Genomic DNA, 18,728 nt, shown 5'->3' with positions numbered 1-18,728 from the left:
CGGCCGCCCGGTACGGGCGGGCCGGCGTCAGCGCGGAAGCAGGGCGGCGATCTCGGCGACGACCGCCGCCGGCGTCCGACCGTCGGTGGTCACCGTCTCGGTGGCCACCTCGGCGTAGAGCGGCCGGCGCTGGTCCATCAGGTGCTTGAGGGTGGCGCGCGGATTGATCGCCAGCAGCGGCCGGCCCGCGCCGAGCCCGACCCGCTTCACCGCGTCGGGCAGCTCCACCGAGAGATGCACGACCCGATGCCCCACCAGGGCCGCCCGGGTCTCCTCGGACAGCACGGCGCCGCCGCCGAGGGCGAGCACACCGGTGCCGGCGGCGAGCGCCGCCGCCACGGCGGCCCGCTCCAGGGCCCGGAAGTGGTCCTCACCCTCGTCGATGAAGATCTCCGGGATGGTCTTGCCGGCCAACTGCTCGATGTCGGCGTCGGTGTCCCGGAACTCCACGCCGAGGGTGGCGGCGAGCGCCTGCCCCACTGTGGTCTTGCCGCAACCGGGCACCCCGACCAGGACCACCACCGGCGCCATCAGCGGATGACCAACGCGTCGAGGTAGCCGGCCAGGTTGCGGCGGATCTCGGCGACCGAGTCACCGCCGAACTTCTCGGTGGCCGCCTCGGCCAGCACGAGCGCCACCATCGCCTCGGCGACGACCGCCGCGGCGGGCACCGCGCAGACGTCGGAACGCTGGTTGATGGCGGTCGCCGGCTCGCCCGTGACGACATCCACGGTGGCCAGCGCACGGTTCAGCGACGAGATCGGCTTCATGGCGGCGCGCACCCGCAGCGGCTCGCCGGTGGTGATGCCGCCCTCCAGCCCGCCGGCCCGGTCGGTGACCCGACGGACACCTGTGGCCGACGGGATGATCTCGTCGTGTGCCTCGGAGCCGCGGGAGCGGGCCTGCTGCCACCCGTCGCCGATCTCCACGCCCTTGATCGCCTGGATCGACATCAGCGCCGTGGCCAACCGGGCGTCGAGTTTGCGGTCCCACTGCACGTGACTGCCCAGACCCGGCGGCACCCCGTACGCCAGGACCTCCACCACGCCGCCGAGGGTGTCGGCGGCCTTCTTCGCGGCGTCCACCTCGGCGACCATCAGGGCGCTGGCCTCCGGGTCGAGGCAGCGCAGCGGGTCGGCGTCGATGCGGTCGGCGTCGGACGGGGTCGGGCGCAGCCCGGGCTTCGCGGCCACCGGCCCCAGCTCGACGACGTGCGAGACGATCTCGATGCCCAGGGCCTGCCGGATCAACGCCTTGGCGACGGTGCCGACGGCGACCCGGGCGGCGGTCTCCCGGGCGCTGGCGCGCTCCAGGATCGGCCGGGCGTCGTGGTGGCCGTACTTCTGCATGCCGGCCAGGTCGGCGTGGCCGGGCCGGGGGCGGGTCAGCGGCGCGTTGCGGGCCTGCCGGGCCAGCTCGTCGGGGTCGACGGGATCGGCGGCCATCACCGTGCGCCACTTCGGCCACTCGGAGTTGCCCACCCGGATCGCCACCGGACTGCCCAGGGTCACGCCGTGCCGCAGCCCGCCGATCACCTCGATCTCGTCCTGCTCGAACGACATCCGGGCACCACGGCCGTAGCCCAGCCGACGGCGGGCGAGCTCGCCCGCGATCTCGGTGGTGCTCACCTCGATGCCGGCCGGCACCCCCTCCATCAACGCGACGAGGGCGGGACCGTGCGATTCACCTGCAGTCAGCCAGCGCAACACAGCGGTCAGTCTGTCACGGCGCGCGACGGGCGCGTCGCGCTGCCCGCCTCGTCCCGCCCTGCGGACGGCCGGGACCGTCCGCAGGGCGGCTTCGCGCGGAGAATCAGATGCCCCGGCCGCGTTTGTGCAGGGTGCGCAGCACCGCGTCGGCCCGGACCACGCGACCGGCGACCGCGAGCGCCAGGTAGGCCCGCGGCTCACGGGGATTGCTGCGCAGCGTGCGTCCCGCCCAGCGCAGCGCGCCCCGGCGGTCACCGGAGGCGGCCTGGGCGAACGCGATCTGCCCGGCGACGCGGGCCGCGCCGGCCGGCTGGGTGGCGAACTCCGGGTAGCGCCGCAGCAGCCACTGCAACGCCTCGGAGATGGTGTCCCAGCGCTGCGCGAAGTACGAGCGCTTGTGCCAGCGCACCAGCACCGCCGGCGTCGGCAGGTTGATCAGCGGCGCGCTGCGGGCGGCCCGCAGCAGAAACTCGTAGTCCTCCGCGTAACTGCCCGGAATCTCCTCGTCGACCAGGCCGAAGCCCTCGCGCAGCGCCGTCGCGCGGATCAGGAAGGTGGACGGGTGCAGCTCGGTCAACCGGTCCCGCAGCAGGTCGTCGAGGGTGATCCGGTCCTTGTCGAGCACCCGGTCGACGGTGTGCCCGTCGTAACTGACCCGGATGCCGCAGCAGACGAACTCGGCCGCCGGGTCGGCGGCCAGGGCGTCGACCTGGGCGGCCAGCTTGCCCGGCAACCACTCGTCGTCGTCGTCGCAGAACGCGATCAGCTCACCCTCGGCGGCGAGGGTGCCGCTGTTGCGCGCCCCGGCCAGCCCCGGCGCGCGCCCGTTGCTGATGACCCGCACCGCCCGGTCCGGCCCGGCGAGGGCCGTCAGCGACTCGTCGGGCGTGGACTGGTCGAACACGACAACTGCTTCGATCCGGCCCGGGTACTCCTGGGCGAGGATCGCCGCGAGGGCGGCGCGCAGCAGCTCGGGGCGGTCCCGGGTGGGCACCACGACGCTGACGCTCGGCTGTCGGATCATCGGGTCTCCTCCGTGCTCTGCCCGGATCGCGACCAGGCCCGCCAGCGCGGTCGGCGTCGGGCCGAGCGGGCCACCAGGTCATCCACGATCTGCCCCACCCGGGCGACGGCCGCGCGCTGGGCCTCGTGCGCGGCCGGGTCGGCGGCGACCGCGTACCGGGACGGGTCGGCCTGCCCGGCGGCGAGCGCGTCGTGCAGCGCCTCTTGGGTCTCGCAGAGCGCCACCAGCCCGGCCGCGCCGAGCCGGCGCGCGAAGAGCTGCTGATGGTCGTCGACGTGCTCACCGAGCGACGGGTCGCGGGGCACCACGATGGGCAGGTGCCCGTGCCGGCGGGCCTCCAGGATCGTCGCCGGGCCGCCGTGACACACCACCAGGTCCGCGTCGGCCATCGCCTGTTGCAGGGCGTCGTGACCGAGGAACGGCACCGCGCCCGGCAGGGGCGGCGCTGCGGTGTGGCCGTGCTGCATCGTCAACCCGACCGGCCCGGCCTGCGCGTGCCACCGGGCCACCCAGTCCACGAGCCGGTCGAAGGGGTGCTTGTCGGTGCCGACCGCGACGAGCAGCCGGGTCTGCTCGACGTCAGTGGTGTCGCGCTGGCGCGGCAGCCGGGACGGGCCGGAAACGGTGTCGCGGCGGGCCGTGCCCGTCTCCGGCCTCACAGCAGGGTCCCGACGACGATGGCCTCCGGATACTGCCGGCGCTGCTCGTCCCACTGCACGAGCATCGCGGACAGGAACGGCCGGCAGAGCCGGGCGGTCAGCGTCGGGGTGTCGATCCGGTCGTACACCTCGATGTAGACGGTCGGGATGCGACGCAGGCGGGCCAGCACCACGAACGGCACGGCCACCCCGGCGCCGGTGGTGACCACGGCGGCGACCCGCCGACCCCGCAGCACCCGCCAGGCCAGTCGCGCGTTGCGCAGCAGGTTCGGCACGTTGCGGGTGGTCGGGTGGTGCGCCGGCACCAGATCCTCACCGGTCAGCAGCGACACCGCCTCCGGGGTGTCGAAGGTGACCCAGCAACGCCGCCACCGTTCGTACCAGGGCCGCAGGGCAAGTAGTTGGGCCAGGTGGCCGCCGCTGGATCCCACCAGCAGCAACACCGGCGACTCGTCGTCGTTGTTCGTGTCCACGCGACTCCCCACAAGTTCGCTTGGAATTCCGATTCACGCCAGGCAGAAGCAGATCACAGGTTTCCCGGTCGCTGAATACTGCGACCGGAGCGCGGCGACGATCTCCACTCGGCATGGTCAGGCCCACTGTCGGCCCCGCAGCCATCGATCGTCGTCACGACCTGCCATTTTGTCGTCACTCTACGACGCGCACCCGGCGTCGCGCTTTCTCCAGTTCAGTCGCTATGTCGTTTCTCGATGACGTCCAACAGTGCGGGATGCAGCGCGCCGTTCCACCCGGCGCCGGCGTCCGCCAGCCGCCACGTCCGCAGCCACATCTCCAACAGGTACGCGTCGGCCACCAGCCGGCACTGTGCCGGGCCCAGGCCGAGCCGCGCACCGTGCCGACCCAACTGCCCGTCCACCGCCACGGCCGCCACCGCAGCCGGTTCGGCGCGCAGCACCAGCGACCGCTGGAAGGCGTCGTGCGCCAGGTCGAAGCCGACCGGCACGTCCGGACCACTGTGCTCCCAGTCCCAGGCGACGAGGCGGCCGTCGTGCGTGCCCAGGTTCCACGGCACCCAGTCGCCGTGCCAGTGGCCGAACTCGACAGCCGTGTCGCCGTGCCGGCGGCCCAGCGCGGCTACCGCGGCGACCGCCCGCGCCCCGGCCGGCCCGGCCGCGGCGGCCCGCTCGGCCTGGGCGGCCAACCGGGTCAGGAACGTCGAGGAGCCCAGCGCTCGCGGGACCCCGGCCGGGGCCCCGCGGCGGGCGACCGCGAGCAACGCCGCGATCCGCGGCGGGTCGTCGGCCGGCACGCCTCGTACGTCCGGTGGCAGTGGTTCGATCACCGCGACCGCCTGACCGGCCCACGCCGTCTCGGTGAGCAGCCCCGGCGGCGCCGGATGGTCGACGACGCCGCTGACCGCGCGCAACGCCCGCAGCGCGCCGGCCTCGGCGGTGACCAGCGCCCGGGTGGCGTCGTTCCAGCCGATCTTCGCGTAGCCGCGCGGACGACCGTCGACGGTGAACAGTTGCAGGGTCGGTTTGACGTTCGGGTCCGGCGGACGGACACCGCACGCCGCCAGCAGCGGCGTACCGCCCAGCGCGTCGGCGAGCCGCTCGGTGAGCAGCAGCTCGGTCACGGGCGCCCCCACCGGCACCGACACGGTCAACGTCGGAAACGGCGCCAGACCCGCCCCGCCGAACCGGGCCAGCCCACCGAGCGCGGCCCGCAGCGCCCGCACCTTCGGCGGCCGCAACGCGTTGTACGCCAGCAACGACGCCGCACCGGCCCGGGGTGCGCCCAGCGGCACGAGGAACCGGGCCCGGGCCACCGACGGCACCACCGCGTACCGGGCCACCGCCCGATGCCCGGCCGGCAGCGCGCCACCCACCGTCAGGCCGACCCGGTCGTCCGGGAACACCGCGCGGCTCACCCAGCCCAGCCCGTCCACCCGGGACCGGGGATCGGTGGCCGGGGTGACCCCGGTGCTCACGCCGCCCGGTCCGCCCAGTCGAGGTCCAACCCGAGCCGCTCACGCAGCGCGTCGTTGTACGGGCGGTAGTAGTCGGTCAGCTCGGCGCGGACCGCCGGCTCCAGCGGCGCGGAGCGCCGGTCGTTGTAGACCTTGAAGTTCGGCAGGTCGTACGGCGGCAGACCGAGGAAGTCGAGGGTGCGCCGGTACGTGGCGCGGGAGTCGCGGTACAGGTCCTCGCTGGGCAGAAAGAGGATCTGCTCGGAGTCGAAGCGCTCCAGCCACGGCTCCAGGTGCTCCAGGTAACGCCCCCGCGCCCGGTACGTGTACCAGTCGTACGCCTCGCTGAACGCCTCCGGCTCGGCGATGAGCCGCTCCCGCTCCCCCGCCGTACGCTCCGGCTCGGCGGCCAGCGCGGCGGCGAAGTCCAGCGGCTCGATGCCGTGGGTGCGGCGCTCCTTCCAGTGCGAGTACGCCCGCTCGACCGGGTCGCGCAGCAGCACGATCAGCTTCACGGTCGGCATCAGCGCGGCGACCCGCTGCGCGGCGAGCGGGTGGAACATGTAGAGCGGGGCGGCCTCGCCGACCCGGACCGGCCCGCCGTGTCGCTTGGCGAGGGCCTCGCGGTGCCGCTCGGTCGGGAAGTGCGAGCGGTACCACGCCTCGCCGCGACCCCAGTGCTCCTCGAAGTAGTGCGCCGACTTGGTGTTCCATGCCGGAAAGAGCCGGGGCACCAGGGGGTGCTGGATGAGGTAGTTCCACAGGGAGGTGGTGCCGCCCCGTTTGGTGCCGATGATCAGGAAGTCCGGCAGGGGTCGCCGGTCACTGGTGCGCACCCCGTAGTCGACCAGGGACTCTTTCACCCGGGTGGTCACCTGGGTCGGCACCAACTGCTTCACCCGGTCACGGATGGACGCCACGATGGCCCTCACCTGCCTCTCGTCGATTCCGGGCCGACCCGGCGGCCGTGGCCGCGTCGTCGGATCCACGGATCTGCCTCATGGTCACCCGGATGCCGGCGCGCACCCGGGGCAACGTCAACAAGCCGACGCAACCGGCCAGCAGCACGCCCAGCGACACCGCCAGGCCCGGCAGGCCGCGCCCACCGGCCAGCACGCCGACAGCCGCCGCGAGGCCCACGCCGCCGAGGGTGGCCGCCGCCGCGCGCAGCGTCGCGGCGTCGACAAGCGGCTCGGCGACCACCGCACGGGCGAACGCGGCGGCCGTGAGGTTCTCGGTGGCGATGCCGGCGGCCCAGGCGAGTGCCGCGCCCGTCGCGCCGTGCCCGGGGATCAGCCACAGCCCGAGCGAGACGGTCACGGTGAGCCCGGCCAGGGTGGACACCAGGTGCAGCCCACTGCGCCCGCCCATCAGGAGCAGGCTCTGCACGTTGCCGACGCCGGTGTTCACCAGCATCGCCAGCGCGAGCACAGTCATCGCCGGCACGCCCGCGGTGAACTCCGGGCCGAACAGTTGCAGGAACGCGAGCGCGAACACCGCGAGCAGCAGGTACACCGGCCAGGACAGCACCAGCCCCCAGGTGGTCAACTGCCGGTGCACCGCCGCGGCGGCGGCCCGCTCACCACGGCCCAGCAGCCGGGACAGCTGCGGTGACACGGCCACCCGCAACCCCTGCATGGCGAGCTGGCCGGCCAGCACGTACCGGCCGACCGCGCCGAACACGCCCGCGTCGGCCGGCCCGGCCAGCACCGACGTCAGCAGCACCCCCACCCACATGCTGCCCGCGTCGATGGCCGCCGAGGCGGCCCGGGGCAGCGCGAACCGCCAGAACGTCGACCAGTCGGCCCGGCCCGGTCGCAGCGCCGCGCCCCGGCCCAGGCCGAGCGGGCCGGCCACCAGGGTGAGACAGGCCAGCAGCGCCAGCGCCGCCGGGACCAGCCAGCCGGTCATCCCGGCGAGCAGGCCGCCGCCGGCCAGCGCGGCCGCGCCGACCAGCGCCGGGCGGGCCACCGGCAGCAGGAGGAACTGCACGCCGACGTACGCGCGGATGGGTCGTACGCAGCGCAGCGCGGCCAGCAGCAGCGTCATCGCCACCACCACCGGCACGGCGGCGAAGGTGAGCGTCAGCAACGCGTGGCCGCCGTCGCCCGAGCCCCGCAGGAGTCGGGGGGCGAGCGCGTCGGCGCTCAGCGCTCCGACACCGGCGACCACGAGCCCGGCCAGCAGCGGGGGGATCAGCGCCACCGGAAGCACCCGGGCCGCGTCCCCGGGGACACCGAGACGACGCCGGGGCAGCGCCCACATCAGACCGGTCTCCGCGCCCAGCGTGCAGACCGCGGTGGCCACGGTGACCACGCCGATGGCGGCGAAGAACGCGCCCGCGCCGGCCGTCCCGTACCCCCGGGTGATCACCACGGCCAGCACGAAGCCGAACAGTCCGCTGGTGGCGGCGCCGAGCAGCCCGGCCACGCCGCTGCGTGCGCTGCGGCGCGTCTCCGCCGTGCCGATGTCGACGGTGCTCTCGGCGAGCGCCCCCGAGCGGTGCGGGCCGTCGGGGCCGGCGCCGGCCGGCGGTCGGGTGGCGGCGGTCATGCCGGCACCGCCGTAGCGGGCGGACGCGGCAGGCGTCGGCGCTGCCCGCTCGCCAGCCGTTCCCGTTCGGCGAGCGCCATGGCGAAGGCGACAGCGAAGAACGCGACCGACAGGTTCTGGTTGGCCATGCCGTAGAACGGGACCTGCACGAGGCAGACCACCGGCACCACCGCCAGCCACTGCCCCGCCGCCGAGGTCGCCCGCGCGCAGATCACCGCGGCGGCGACGAACCAGCCCAGGAAACACACCAGCGCCGGTACGCCGTGGCTGAACAACACCATCCACAGCTGCCCCTGGGTGCCGATCGGCGCGGCCGCGGAGACCGTGTCCACGTTCACCGGAGCGCCGTAGCCCAGCCACGGCGAATCTTGTACGCGGCGGATCACCTCGGTGTAGAGCGACAGGCGGTCGGTGTTGGTGTCACTGGAGTCGACGCGCTGGCTGATCAGGTCGGTGATCGGGATGAAGAGGGTGGCCAGCGCGCCGATCACGACCACGCCGACGATGGACGCGGCGACCCGGACGTTGCCGCGCAGGCTGGCCCGCACCCCGAGCACCGCGAGCCCGGCGCCCAGGCTGAGGAACATCGCCCGGTTCAGCGTGAGGAACGCCGGTGCCAGCGACAGCGGCAGGGACGCCAGCAGCATCCAGCGCAGCAGCCCCCGGCGGCGCAGCATCGTGTACGCCACCACGCAGGGCAGGGTCATGGCGTACGCGCTGCCGTAGTTGTTGGTGTACGAGAACGGCGCGGCCGGCCGGTAGATGGGGTTGAGCGAGCGCTCGCTGTACTCCGCGGTCCTCAGGTGCACCATGTCCCGGATGAACGGGGTACGGGCCACTCCGCCGGGCAGCAGCACCTCCATCGGGGTGGTCATCCCCAGTCGGGGCACCAGCACCCCGAGCCAGCCCAGCACCACCAGCGCGAACCAGAACGCGCAGAGCGGGGTGAGCACCGCCACCAGGTCGGCGCGTTCCCGGGCGGCGGCGTAGACGTAGACCCCGACCACCAGCGCGGTCAGGTAGAAGGCCAACCGCAGGGCGAACGTCAGCAGCGAGGCCGGCGAGGCCAGTTGGGTGGCGCTGACGACCACGATGGCCAGGAACAGCAGCCAGATGCCGGCGGCCGGCGGCAGTGGCACCCGACCCCGGGTGAGCAGCAACGCGAGCAGCAGCGCGCCCAGCAGCGGCCAGCCCAGGTAGAAGGCCCCGAGCGACCACCAGAGCGGCACCAGCCCGAAGGTCAGCGCCAGCGGCCAGAGCGGCAGCCGGGCGGGGGGTGGGGGCGGCGGCACCGGCCCGAGGGGGGCGGCGGCCTCGCCGGGTGGCGGCTCGGTGGCCGGAGCGCGGGTGACCGACACGGATCAGGCCCGGCCGTTGCGGGTCAGCACGAAGCCCAGCGGGGTGACCCCGGCGGCGCGCAGACGCTCGACGAGCCGCCGCAGATCACTCTGGCGGGTGCGGTCCCGCTCGACCACCACCACGGCGCCGCCCTGGCGGGCCACCGCCACGCCACGCTCGTCGGACTCCGCCGGTGGGGCGTTGAACAGCACCAGCCCGTGGTCCGCGCCCTGGCGCCAGGTGCCGAAGCGGACGCTGCCGACCCCCACGGTCACCTCGTCCGCAGACGCCGGCCGGCCGTTCTCGGAGTTGCCGGACGCCACCCGGGGCAGGGTCAGCGTGGCGTCCGGGTCGGTGGACGGGCGGGCGCCGGGCGGGTGCGGGGAGGGCCGCCGAGGCGCCGGACTCTCCGCGGTGGCGCCGGCCGGGCTCGGCGTGCCGGCCGGTCGGGGTTTGGGCACCAGCGGCCGGGACGGGTCGATGGGCAGCCGCCCACGGTCGGCGAGGACGACGGCGCGCAGGCGCTCCACGCGCCCGCTGTCGTCGGCCACGAAGACCTCCCGGCCGTCCGCGGCGAGCGCCACGGCCAGCCCGGCGGTGAGTGCCGTGGCGTCTTCGCGGGCGGTGACCAGCGCGACCCGGGCCGGTTGGCGCACCCGCTCGGCCACCGCCATCGCCACGTAGCGGATGTCCGCGTCGACGGCCCGGGGGCTGCCCCGAAAACCGGCCCGGCGCACCGTGCCGAGCAGCGGCAGGCCGCTGGCATCCCGAGCGTCGCTGACCGAGCGGACCCGCCGGTCGGTCGACTCCCAGACGTACGCCAGCACGACACCGATCAGCGCGCCGCCGAGCAGGCCGGCGACCAGGTAGAGCGGCCGGTGCCCGGCGGAGGTGGCCAGTGCCCGCTCGGCGGTCTGGGTGATCCAGCCGGGATTGACGTCGACCGCGGCGATCTCGGTGCGGGCGGCGTTGAGCTGGGTGAGCTGGTTGTTGATTCCGGACAGTTCGGCAAGCGCGGCGTCGCCGACAGCGGTGCCCTTGGCGCTGCTCACCCGCTTCTGCACGGCGGCCTGCTGGGCGGCGACCTTGGTGATGCTGGCGTCGTAGGAGCGCAGCATCTCGGCGCGCTGCTGCTCGTACATGGTGCGCCGCACGTCGAGGTACGCCTGCGCGGCGAGGTTGGCTCCCTGCACCGCCCGCTGCGCGTTGGACGCCTGATAGGTGAAGCGCAGGATCTGCCCGCCGGTGGGCACCTCGACCTCGAGGGCGTTGCGGATGTCGCGTGGCTCGCCGCCGGTGGCGTCGGCGAGACGCTGGACCACCTGGGTGCCGGTGGCGAGGCCGCTCTCCACGTTCATGTTGACGGCGCGGTCGGCGCCCGCGCCGCTGGGGGTGAAGGCGTCGGTGACCACCGGGCGGACCGCCACCACCGCGTTCGCGCTCACCGCCGCCGGGACGAGCAGCACGTAGCCGAGGGCGGCGAGCAGGCCGACCAGGGCTACCGCTACCACCAGTCGCAGCCGGTGCATCGGCACCCGCAGCAGGTCGGTGAGCGTGACGGCACGGGCGGTGCCGGCGGACGGGCCGTCCGTCGGCCAGGGGGCGGGTGTCGTGTCAGTCATGGAACTTCTTCACCGTCTGTTGAGGATTGCCGACGACGACGACGCCCGGTGGCACGTCCGCGCGCACCACCGTCGCCGCGCCCACGACGCTGTCCCGGCCGACGCGGACTCCCTTGAGGACCAGGGCGTGCGCGCCGACCCACACGTTCTCCTCGAGGACGATCGGGGCCCGCGTGGCCGGGCCGGGCGGGGCGTGCCGCTGCCCGGGCGGCAGGTTGTGAAAGTCGTTGTCGAGGAGTTCGCAGTCGGACAGAAGGCACCTGTCTCCCACCGTCACCGACGTCCAGGTGCCGATCCAGGTGGCGTTGAGCAGGCAGTCGGCGCCGATGCGCACCTCGCCGGGGCCGGCGAAGCGGACCAGTTTGTTGAGTCGGCTCCGGTCGCCGATGCTGACCCGTACGCCCCGGCGCAGCCGGATCCGACCTCGGATCTCCACGTCCCGGCCGAGCGTGAGGCGCCGGTAGCGCAGCCTGTACCACACGCGTTTGAGCGCGAAGACCAGGTGCACGGCGCGTTTCGCGCGGATGCCAGCGGCGCCGACCAACGACCCCTCCCCCACATCGTGGGGCCGGCGACGGTGCTCCCGCCGCCGACCCAACACGAACAATCTACCGATGTTCAGTTACAAACGGTTGACCCTTACTGCACGGAGAAGAACATCGAGGGGGTAGACCAGGACAACTCGGGCGTCGCTGCGGCGATGACTGTCGCCGTGGCGCCGTTGACCACGGCGGTCGGCGCGGCCGTCGGATCGAACGGCACGCTGCGCAGCGTGCCGTCGGTCGCACCGTAGACGATTCGACCGCCGACCCAGGCCATGCCGCGCACACTCGACCAGGTGACACCCGTGGTGGGCAGCGCGAACTCGGTGGCGCCAAGGTAGTTGCCGTCGATCTCGAAGTAGCGGTAGTAGAGGTTGTTGGTGCCGGTGCGGGTGTAGTAGAGCCGACCGTCGAGATAGAACGCCCCGGTCAGCAACGCCGGGTTGTACCAGTCGTTGTAGCCGGACGCCTCCCACGGCGCCCCGATCGCGCCGCCGTTGAACAGCGAGACGTCGATCCGGCTGCCGGTGGGCGTGCCCGCGACGGTGTGCGCCCAGTAGATCCGGTCGTCGACCCGCCAGGTCGCGCCGGCCGCGGTGTAGGCGGGCTGGCTGACCGCTGTCGAGGCACCCAGCGCGGCGCCGTCGAACGGCACCTTGGTCACCGTGCCCGGTGCGGTGCCCAGGTAGAGGTTGCCGGTGGTCGCCGACGGCGGGTTCTTCGCGGTGAACGTACGCCCGCCGGCGAGCGGGAACATGCCGAGCCGCCCGTGGTACTCCTCGCCCATCCCGTCGGAGTTGTGCCCGAAGTAGAGGCCGTCCGAGCCGCGCCAGAGCACCGGCACGGCGGAGCCCCAGGCGGTGGTGCCGGCGGGCATCGAGGCGCTGCCGCTGCGGCGCGGGTTCCAGTTGACCGGAAGGCCGGTGGCCGGGGTGACCGCGCCGATGCCGAGCCGGTCGATGGCGCCGTTGCCTGCGGTGTCGCTGGCGTTCGGGTTGTTCAGCCACCGGAAGTGACCGCCGAGGTAGATGACGTTGTCGGCCACCTCGACCGAGGTGATGGTGTCGTTGCCGGTGAAGTCGAGCCAGGTGGCGAGCTGGCCGCTGCCCCGGGCGGGGGTCTCGAAACGGGCCAGGGCGTCGCAGTAGGCGGTCGGCCAGCCACCGCCGCCGTTGGAGCCGACCACGAACCAGCTGCCGTCCTCACCGAACTTCACGTCCTGCACGTAGTGCACGAACGTGGCCGGGGACGCGCACGGCGACACGTACTTCTCGGTGCTCCAGTCCAGCACCGTCGGCGTGCTGGTGAGGTCGACGAGCGCGATCTGGTTGCGCGGCAGGTCGTTGACGAGCGTGAAGTTGCCGCCCAGCACCAGGGTGTGGCCGTCCGGCGTGACGTCGATCGTCCACACGTACGACGAGGTGCCGTTGCGTCCGACGGTGGCGTCGACGGCAAACGTCGGGTCGATCGCGCCGGTCGTCGCGTTGAGCCGGGCGAGGCCGGCGTGCGCGGTGCCGTTGAGCCAGTTGAACGCGCCGGCCACGTAGAGCCAGCTGCCCGACAGGACCAGGTCGCGGACGGCGCCGCCGTCGGAACGCCCGACCCAGCTGTCGACGATCGCGCCGGTCGCGGGGTTCAGCGCGACCAGGTTCTTGCGGGAGACGCCGTTGACGGTCTTGAAGGCGCCGCCGACGATCAACGTGCCGCCGGGGCCGGCGACCAACGTGTTGACCGCGCCGTCGAGCACCGGCAGGAAGGTCGTGGACATGGTGCCGCTGGTGCGGTCGTACGCGAAGAGGTAGCGCTGCGTGACCCACGCGGAGCTGGCGGTCTGTCGGAGCTGCGTGAAGCTGCCGCCGACGAAGACGGTGTTGCCGACCTGCGCGAAGGCGCGGGTCTCGCCGTCACGGGCGTGCGGGGTCGAGTCGCTGGGATTCGCGGACACCAGGGTCGCGGTTTCGGGCACCGGTACCACTGCCGCCGAGGACACCGAGGGCACGCTGAGCACCGCGGCGACGACCGCCAGAGCGACCACCCCCGCCCGAGTACGACGTCGTACTGACAAACGCCACGAGTGCGAGAGTTTGGGCACGCTGCGCCTCCAAGATGGATGAGAACCCGAGGTAGCGTGCCTCGCCCAGCCTGGTAGGCGCATCCGCCGATTGGGCGGTGCATGAATCTGCTAGCCGACAGAACGCCGGAGGATCAGATGGCTGCTCCTCGATGAACGGCGCGTGTCGTCACGGTGTCGTCATCTCGTCAGCGGCTGCCTCCGGTGGGCTGCCGAAGGTACGCGTCCTTGCCGGCCTGGGTGAAGCCGGCCACCGAGGAGGCGTCGTGGTTCATCGTCATGTCACAGGTCGCCGTGCGGGTGGTCATGCCCGGCGAGTTGAAGTAGATGGCGGCCTTGATCTTCGGGTGCGCCTTCAGAGCCGCCGGGAACTCCTGGAACCAGCGCTGCTTGGCACCCGGGTCCTTGGCGTCGAAGTTCGTGCCGAACTCGGCGAGCATCCGCGGCTTGCCGGCCCCGATGCCGTTCTCGTCGAGCCAGCGGTAGAAGCCGTCCACAGTGGTGCTCGGGCTCTTCCACACGGTGCTGCCGTTGCAGACGTGGAAGTTGTACGGGTCGTAGGCCACCCAGTCGACGTACCGGTCACCGGGGTAGAGGCCGGCGTACCGGGAGTAGTGCCCCGACCAGCCCATCATCGTCCAGACCCAGACGGCGTTGTCCGCGCCGGCCTTGGCGAACCGCTCGTACACGTACTTCCAGGCCCGGACGAAGTCGGCGTCGCTGCCCTTGCCCGGCTCGTCCTCCGGCTCGTGGTCGAAGCCCATGAACACCGGCACCTTGGCGTCGCGGATGCGACCGGCGACCGCGTCGATCGTGGCGTCCTGCCGGCCACCGTAGATGTCGGACCACTTCAGCGTGGTGCCGGCGGAGAAGTCGCGGGACTCCCACGCGAAGAACATCAGCCGGCCCTCGCGCATCTGCTGGGCCTCGTACGCGTCGGGGAAGGCGCCGTTGCTGCCGGCGTTGGAGAAGTCGTGGTAGCGGTGCACGATGTCGAACTTGCGCCCGACCTGCGCCTCGACGTCGGTGATCGCCTTGCCGTGGTCCCAGCCGCTGCCCGCGTTGGCGGGTGAGTACATCCCCCACCAGGCGCCGCAGGAGGGCACGAGCGTGTCGGACACCTGGCCGCACTTGCCGGACGGGAGGGTGGGGCTCTGCGTCGGGGTCGGCGTACGGGTCGGCGCGACAGTCGGCGTGGGCCGGGGCGCGGCGGTGGTCGGCGCGACGGTCGGCGAGGGCGGCGGTGCCGGCTTGGTGGTCGGCGCCGACGTGGGTCCGCTGCCGAGGTCGTAGCTGATCACCAGGCTGGGACGCAGATCGGGATTGCGGTTCTCGACCGACGCCCAGTAGACACGGGTCTCCAGACCGGTCTGGGCGAGCGACACCGTCCAGGTGCCGTTTCCGGTGACCAGTTTGGAGACGTCCCACTCGTTGATGCCCTTGGCCACACCGGTCACGGTGTCCAAGCCGGTCCCCACCTGCACCGGGACCGGTCGCGCCTCGCGGGCGCTCACCGATGAGGCGTGCGCGGTCACCGTGGCGGCGAACTGCTGCCAGGCGTGCATGCGCAGCGTCGCCCGGACGTTGACGGCGGCGGCGGGGAGAGTGGTCACCGCGAACTCGACGACCGCCTCCCGGCCGCCGCGCGGGTTGCCGTCGCAGCGCGCCGGACACGTCGCGAGGGTTCCCTTGGTGGCGTTGTCGCCGTCCTGCGACACCATCGTCGCGGTGGTGTCCGCCACCGCGCGGATCGACAGGTCGTCGCTGGCCAGCAGCGGCATCATTGTCGCCACGATGCCGGCCACCACCGCACCGCCGACCACGCCGACGGCGATCGCCTTGCGCCGGGGGCCGTTGCGGAGCCGGGTGATGCGGTGCAGTCCATGCCTGGTCAAGGAGAACTCCCTGTGTCTGCTGCGATAACCGAGAGCAGCGTATCGACGACCAGGGCATGTCGTGTGCAGGACAGTTTCCCGTAAGCGCGTCTTAACCGTCAGCTAAGAAAGGCGCTCCGGCGGGCCGCCACCAGCGCCTCCCGCATCGCCCCGACCGGCGCGGCAACGCCGGTGAACTGCTCGAACTGGCCGACCGCCTGCGCCAGCAGCAGGTCCAGTCCGGACACCACGCGCAGACCTGCCGCACGCGCGGACGCGGCCAGCGGTGTCGGCCACGGGTCGTACAGCGCGTCGAAACACACAGCACCCGGCCGCCACGTCACCACGTCTGCGAGCGGGTCGGCGACGCCCTTGGGCACCGTGGAGACGACCACGTCGGCGACGGCCAGGTGCCGGGGCGCGTCGGCCCAGGCGCCAGCCGCCAGCGCCACGTCGAGGGCGTCGGCCACCGGGCGCAGCTCGTCGACCGCCTCGGGCCGGCGGGCCACCACCGTCACCGACGAGCACGCCAGTCGCGCGGCGGCGGCCAGCGCGGCGCGGGCCGTTCCCCCCGCGCCGAGGACGGTCAGGGCCGCGCCGGGCAGCACCCCGGCCTCGGTGAGCACCTCGACCATGCCGCCGACGTCGGTGTTGTCCGCGTACCAGGAGCCGTCCGGACGGCGTACCAACGTGTTGGCCGCGCCGACGGCGACGGCGACCGGCGACGCGGCGTCGGCCACGGCGAGCGCCGCCTCCTTGCCCGGCATGGTCACCGACAACCCGGCCCACTCCGGGCCCAGGTCGGCGACCAGGGCCGGCAGCTCCGCGGCCGCGCACTCGATTCGGGTGTACGACCACCCGGTCAGCCCGGCGGCGGCGTAGCCGGCGGTGTGGATCACCGGCGAGAGGGAGTGCGCGATGGGCTTGCCGAGCACCGCCGCCCGACGGGCCACCACGGTCCGCGTCATGTCCCGCCCCCCGTACACGTCGCCTCGACCCTACCCACCGCACCGATCACCGCACCACCCGCCGCCGACCGCGCCCACGATGTTCGCTTGACGTTCCATCGACGTCGGTGAAAGCATTCGGCGCAGGACGATCGATCGGAAACAGGGGGGAACAATGAACAAACGGATTCTGCGCGTCCTCATCGCGATTGCCGCGGCCTTCAGCATGTCGTTGCTGGCCGCCGCACCCGCGCGTGCGGACAGCGCGGCCGGCAGCTGGTCGGACAACCACGAACTGTGCGCGTCCAGCTCGTGTGTGCGCGCCGGCAACATCGTGCGGCTCTGGCAGGCCATCATCTGGGCCGACGACCTCAGCGGCACCGTCGGCACCAGCTTCATCGACGGCGAGTACGGCTCCAACACCGCCGCCAAGACCAGGACCTGGCAGGACGTGATGAACATCGGCGTCGACGGGTCGGTCGGCCCGCAGACCTGGGGCAAGGCGTACGGTGCGGTCAACCGCAACACCGGCTACGACACCAGCACCCAGACCGGGTACTTCTACTACGGATACAACCGCACGTTCGCGCTGCGCAAGCAGAACAGCAACGGGGTGTGGACGTTCCTCAACCCGCGCACCGGTTCGTGGACCGGCACCAGCCACTGACAACGGCACCGTAAATGGTGTTTCCGGGCTGACGAAAAGGCTCCCTTCCCCGCATCGGGAAGGGAGCCTTTCGCGGTCGGGAAATCGTCAGATGATGCCGGCCTCGCGGGCCTTGGCCTCGTTGCGCTGGTGCTCGGGATACGTCTCGGCGAAGGCCGAGTGGCCCTGCTTGTCGATCGCCACGAAATAGAGCCACTTACCCACCGGCGTGTCCATCGCCCCTTCCAGGGCCTGCTTCCCCGGGTTGTTGATCGGGGTGGGGATCATGCCGGGCAGCTTGCGGTTGTACGGGTTCTTCGGGTCGTCCAACTCGGCAGCCGTCATCTGCTTGGACGACTTCGTCGGCTTGCCGATCGACTCCAGGTAGTAGTTCACCGTGACGTCCATCTCCAGGCAGTTGCACGGGAACTCGCCGTACGCCCGGTTGTAGGCCACCCGGGCGACCTTGCCGAGGTCGTCCTTGTTACCGGCCTCGGCCTGCGCGAGTGACGCCACGATCAGCGCCTCGTACGGGCTGACCTTGCGCTCCTTCTGCACCCGGTCGGCGAACTTCATCTCGCCGGTCACCGAGAGGAAGTTGTCCACCATGAGCTTGAGGATGCTCTCGGCGGTGGCCTTCGGCGGGATCTCGTACGTGTCCGGGTAGAGGAAGCCCTCGACGGACTTGACGACCTTCTTGCCGTCGTCGCGCTTGAACCACCAGTCCGGAACGCCGAGCGCCTCCGGGTCCTTCGCGGCGGCCTCGAACTCCTTGACCGGGATCTTGGTCTTCTCGGAGAGCAGCTTGTAGATGTTCTTGCTGGTGCGGCCCTCGGGGATGGTCAGCCCGTTGACGATCTTGTTCTTCAGGTCGAGCATCGCCGTCACGGCGCTCGCGCCGCTCATCTGCTTGCGCAGCTTGTACGTGCCCGGCTGGATGTTCTTGCTGCGCGAGTTGGCCTCGGCGGCCTCGATGAACGCCTTCTGGCTCTTCACCACATCGGCGGCCACCAGGGCGTCGGCCATGTCGGCGATCAGCGCGCCGTTCTTGATCTCGACGGTGATCTCGCCGGACCCGCTGCCGTCGTAGTCGGGTGTGACGAAGTAGTTCTGGATCCGGTCGAACCCGTAGAACGCGCCGCCACCAATGCCGCCCAACAGGAGCAGGGCCATCAGCAGCGCGAGGAATGTCTTGCCGCGCCCCCCGGAGCTGGAGCCGCCATTGCGTTTACGGACGAAGCCGCGCCGGTGCCGGCCCTTCTCACCCCGCTCCGGCTCGTCAAACCCAAGATCCAGATCGTCGATCATTACGTCCGCCTCCGCTGCGCGTCCAGCCAGCTCTGCAGGATCTCCACCGCGGCCGCCTGGTCGACAACCGCACGTTGACGTTTACCTCGGACGCCACGTTCGGCAAGCCTACGAGAAGCGACCACGGTCGACATCCTCTCGTCGGTAAGCGTTACCGGTACGGGCGCTATCACATCGACCAGTCGGTCAGCGTACGCCTTCACTCCGACCGCCGCGGGGCCGTGTCTGCCGGCCAGATTGACCGGAAGGCCGACGACGACGCCTACCGCTTCATGTTCGGCCACCAGCGCCGCGAGCTGGGCAATGTCGCTCGGCACCGTGTCCGGGGCGGCGGTGAGATCGCGGGCGAGGGTGACCAGCGGCGTCGCCAGCACCCCGTCCGGATCCGAGCGGGACACCCCGACCCGCACCTGACCGACGTCCACGCCGATGCGAACGCCGCGTGTGAAGCCGCTCACCGACGGTCACCCCTCGCCTGTCGACGAACCAGGGCGGACCGATCGGT

17 protein-coding genes are annotated in these 18,728 nt (G+C 72.4%); 1 reads left to right on the top strand and 16 read right to left on the bottom strand.

Going from position 1 to position 18,728, the window contains the following annotated elements; all coding sequences use genetic code 11:
- Window positions 1–27: 27 nt before the first annotated feature.
- The 14 genes from ACLQ27_RS23575 to ACLQ27_RS23510 all read right to left on the bottom strand — a co-directional run bounded on the left by ACLQ27_RS23575 (window position 28) and on the right by ACLQ27_RS23510 (window position 16,290).
- Window positions 28–531, bottom strand: a complete 504-nt coding sequence (locus ACLQ27_RS23575) for a shikimate kinase (protein ID WP_357497693.1) — start codon at window positions 529–531, stop codon at window positions 28–30.
- Window positions 531–1,709 carry a chorismate synthase gene (gene aroC, locus ACLQ27_RS23570; protein WP_234588121.1) on the bottom strand — a complete coding sequence of 393 codons (1,179 nt, stop codon included), beginning with the start codon at window positions 1,707–1,709 and terminating at the stop codon, window positions 531–533. The genes ACLQ27_RS23575 and aroC overlap by 1 nt, the downstream gene beginning before the upstream one ends.
- 103 nt (window positions 1,710–1,812) lie before the next feature.
- Complete coding sequence (locus tag ACLQ27_RS23565; RefSeq protein ID WP_425868633.1) at window positions 1,813–2,733, bottom strand: glycosyltransferase family 2 protein; 921 nt, start codon at window positions 2,731–2,733, stop codon at window positions 1,813–1,815.
- The gene (locus ACLQ27_RS23560) at window positions 2,730–3,392 is read right to left on the bottom strand and encodes a glycosyltransferase (RefSeq protein WP_425868631.1); all 663 of its coding nucleotides are present in this window, start codon (window positions 3,390–3,392) and stop codon (window positions 2,730–2,732) included. The genes ACLQ27_RS23565 and ACLQ27_RS23560 overlap by 4 nt, the downstream gene beginning before the upstream one ends.
- Window positions 3,389–3,865, bottom strand: a complete 477-nt coding sequence (locus tag ACLQ27_RS23555; RefSeq protein ID WP_357497689.1) for a UDP-N-acetylglucosamine--LPS N-acetylglucosamine transferase — start codon at window positions 3,863–3,865, stop codon at window positions 3,389–3,391. Before ACLQ27_RS23555 ends, ACLQ27_RS23560 begins: the two co-directional genes overlap by 4 nt.
- A 215-nt stretch (window positions 3,866–4,080) precedes the next feature.
- The gene (locus tag ACLQ27_RS23550; RefSeq protein ID WP_425868629.1) at window positions 4,081–5,343 is read right to left on the bottom strand and encodes a hypothetical protein; all 1,263 of its coding nucleotides are present in this window, start codon (window positions 5,341–5,343) and stop codon (window positions 4,081–4,083) included.
- Window positions 5,340–6,242, bottom strand: coding sequence for a sulfotransferase domain-containing protein (locus tag ACLQ27_RS23545; RefSeq protein ID WP_357497819.1), 903 nt, complete (start codon window positions 6,240–6,242; stop codon window positions 5,340–5,342). Before ACLQ27_RS23545 ends, ACLQ27_RS23550 begins: the two co-directional genes overlap by 4 nt.
- The gene (locus ACLQ27_RS23540) at window positions 6,226–7,875 is read right to left on the bottom strand and encodes a lipopolysaccharide biosynthesis protein (protein ID WP_425868627.1); all 1,650 of its coding nucleotides are present in this window, start codon (window positions 7,873–7,875) and stop codon (window positions 6,226–6,228) included. Before ACLQ27_RS23540 ends, ACLQ27_RS23545 begins: the two co-directional genes overlap by 17 nt.
- The gene (locus tag ACLQ27_RS23535) at window positions 7,872–9,167 is read right to left on the bottom strand and encodes an O-antigen ligase family protein (protein WP_357497817.1); all 1,296 of its coding nucleotides are present in this window, start codon (window positions 9,165–9,167) and stop codon (window positions 7,872–7,874) included. The genes ACLQ27_RS23540 and ACLQ27_RS23535 overlap by 4 nt, the downstream gene beginning before the upstream one ends.
- Before the next feature lie 69 nt (window positions 9,168–9,236).
- A complete protein-coding gene (locus ACLQ27_RS23530; RefSeq protein WP_425868625.1) occupies window positions 9,237–10,835 on the bottom strand; it encodes a lipopolysaccharide biosynthesis protein in 1,599 nt (532 codons plus the stop codon).
- Window positions 10,828–11,379: an acyltransferase gene (locus ACLQ27_RS23525; RefSeq protein ID WP_357497683.1), complete on the bottom strand. Its 552-nt coding sequence runs from the start codon at window positions 11,377–11,379 to the stop codon at window positions 10,828–10,830. The genes ACLQ27_RS23530 and ACLQ27_RS23525 overlap by 8 nt, the downstream gene beginning before the upstream one ends.
- Window positions 11,380–11,474: 95 nt before the next feature.
- Window positions 11,475–13,442 (bottom strand): hypothetical protein, encoded by a 1,968-nt coding sequence (locus tag ACLQ27_RS23520; RefSeq protein ID WP_425868713.1) that lies wholly within the window; start codon window positions 13,440–13,442, stop codon window positions 11,475–11,477.
- A gap of 194 nt (window positions 13,443–13,636) precedes the next feature.
- The gene (locus ACLQ27_RS23515) at window positions 13,637–15,343 is read right to left on the bottom strand and encodes a glycosyl hydrolase (protein ID WP_425868623.1); all 1,707 of its coding nucleotides are present in this window, start codon (window positions 15,341–15,343) and stop codon (window positions 13,637–13,639) included.
- A gap of 98 nt (window positions 15,344–15,441) precedes the next feature.
- Window positions 15,442–16,290, bottom strand: a complete 849-nt coding sequence (locus ACLQ27_RS23510) for a shikimate dehydrogenase (RefSeq protein ID WP_425868621.1) — start codon at window positions 16,288–16,290, stop codon at window positions 15,442–15,444.
- A 154-nt stretch (window positions 16,291–16,444) separates the two neighbouring features.
- Here ACLQ27_RS23510 and ACLQ27_RS23505 point away from each other — a divergent pair, with 154 nt between their 5' ends.
- Window positions 16,445–16,936 (top strand): peptidoglycan-binding domain-containing protein, encoded by a 492-nt coding sequence (locus tag ACLQ27_RS23505; protein WP_234588109.1) that lies wholly within the window; start codon window positions 16,445–16,447, stop codon window positions 16,934–16,936.
- 87 nt (window positions 16,937–17,023) lie between these two features.
- Here the strand turns inward: ACLQ27_RS23505 and mltG are convergent, their stop codons facing one another.
- A complete protein-coding gene (gene mltG, locus ACLQ27_RS23500) occupies window positions 17,024–18,223 on the bottom strand; it encodes an endolytic transglycosylase MltG (protein ID WP_357575910.1) in 1,200 nt (399 codons plus the stop codon).
- On the bottom strand, window positions 18,223–18,681 hold the full coding sequence (gene ruvX / locus ACLQ27_RS23495; protein WP_425868618.1) for a Holliday junction resolvase RuvX: 459 nt from the start codon (window positions 18,679–18,681) through the stop codon (window positions 18,223–18,225). The genes mltG and ruvX overlap by 1 nt, the downstream gene beginning before the upstream one ends.
- Window positions 18,682–18,728: the final 47 nt, after the last annotated feature.

It is taken from the genome of Micromonospora sp. DT63, assembly GCF_049841615.1.
Taxonomy (GTDB): domain Bacteria; phylum Actinomycetota; class Actinomycetes; order Mycobacteriales; family Micromonosporaceae; genus Micromonospora.
The sequence above is the reverse complement of the archived record's forward strand: the minus strand, read 5'-3'. Positions and strand labels throughout refer to the sequence as shown.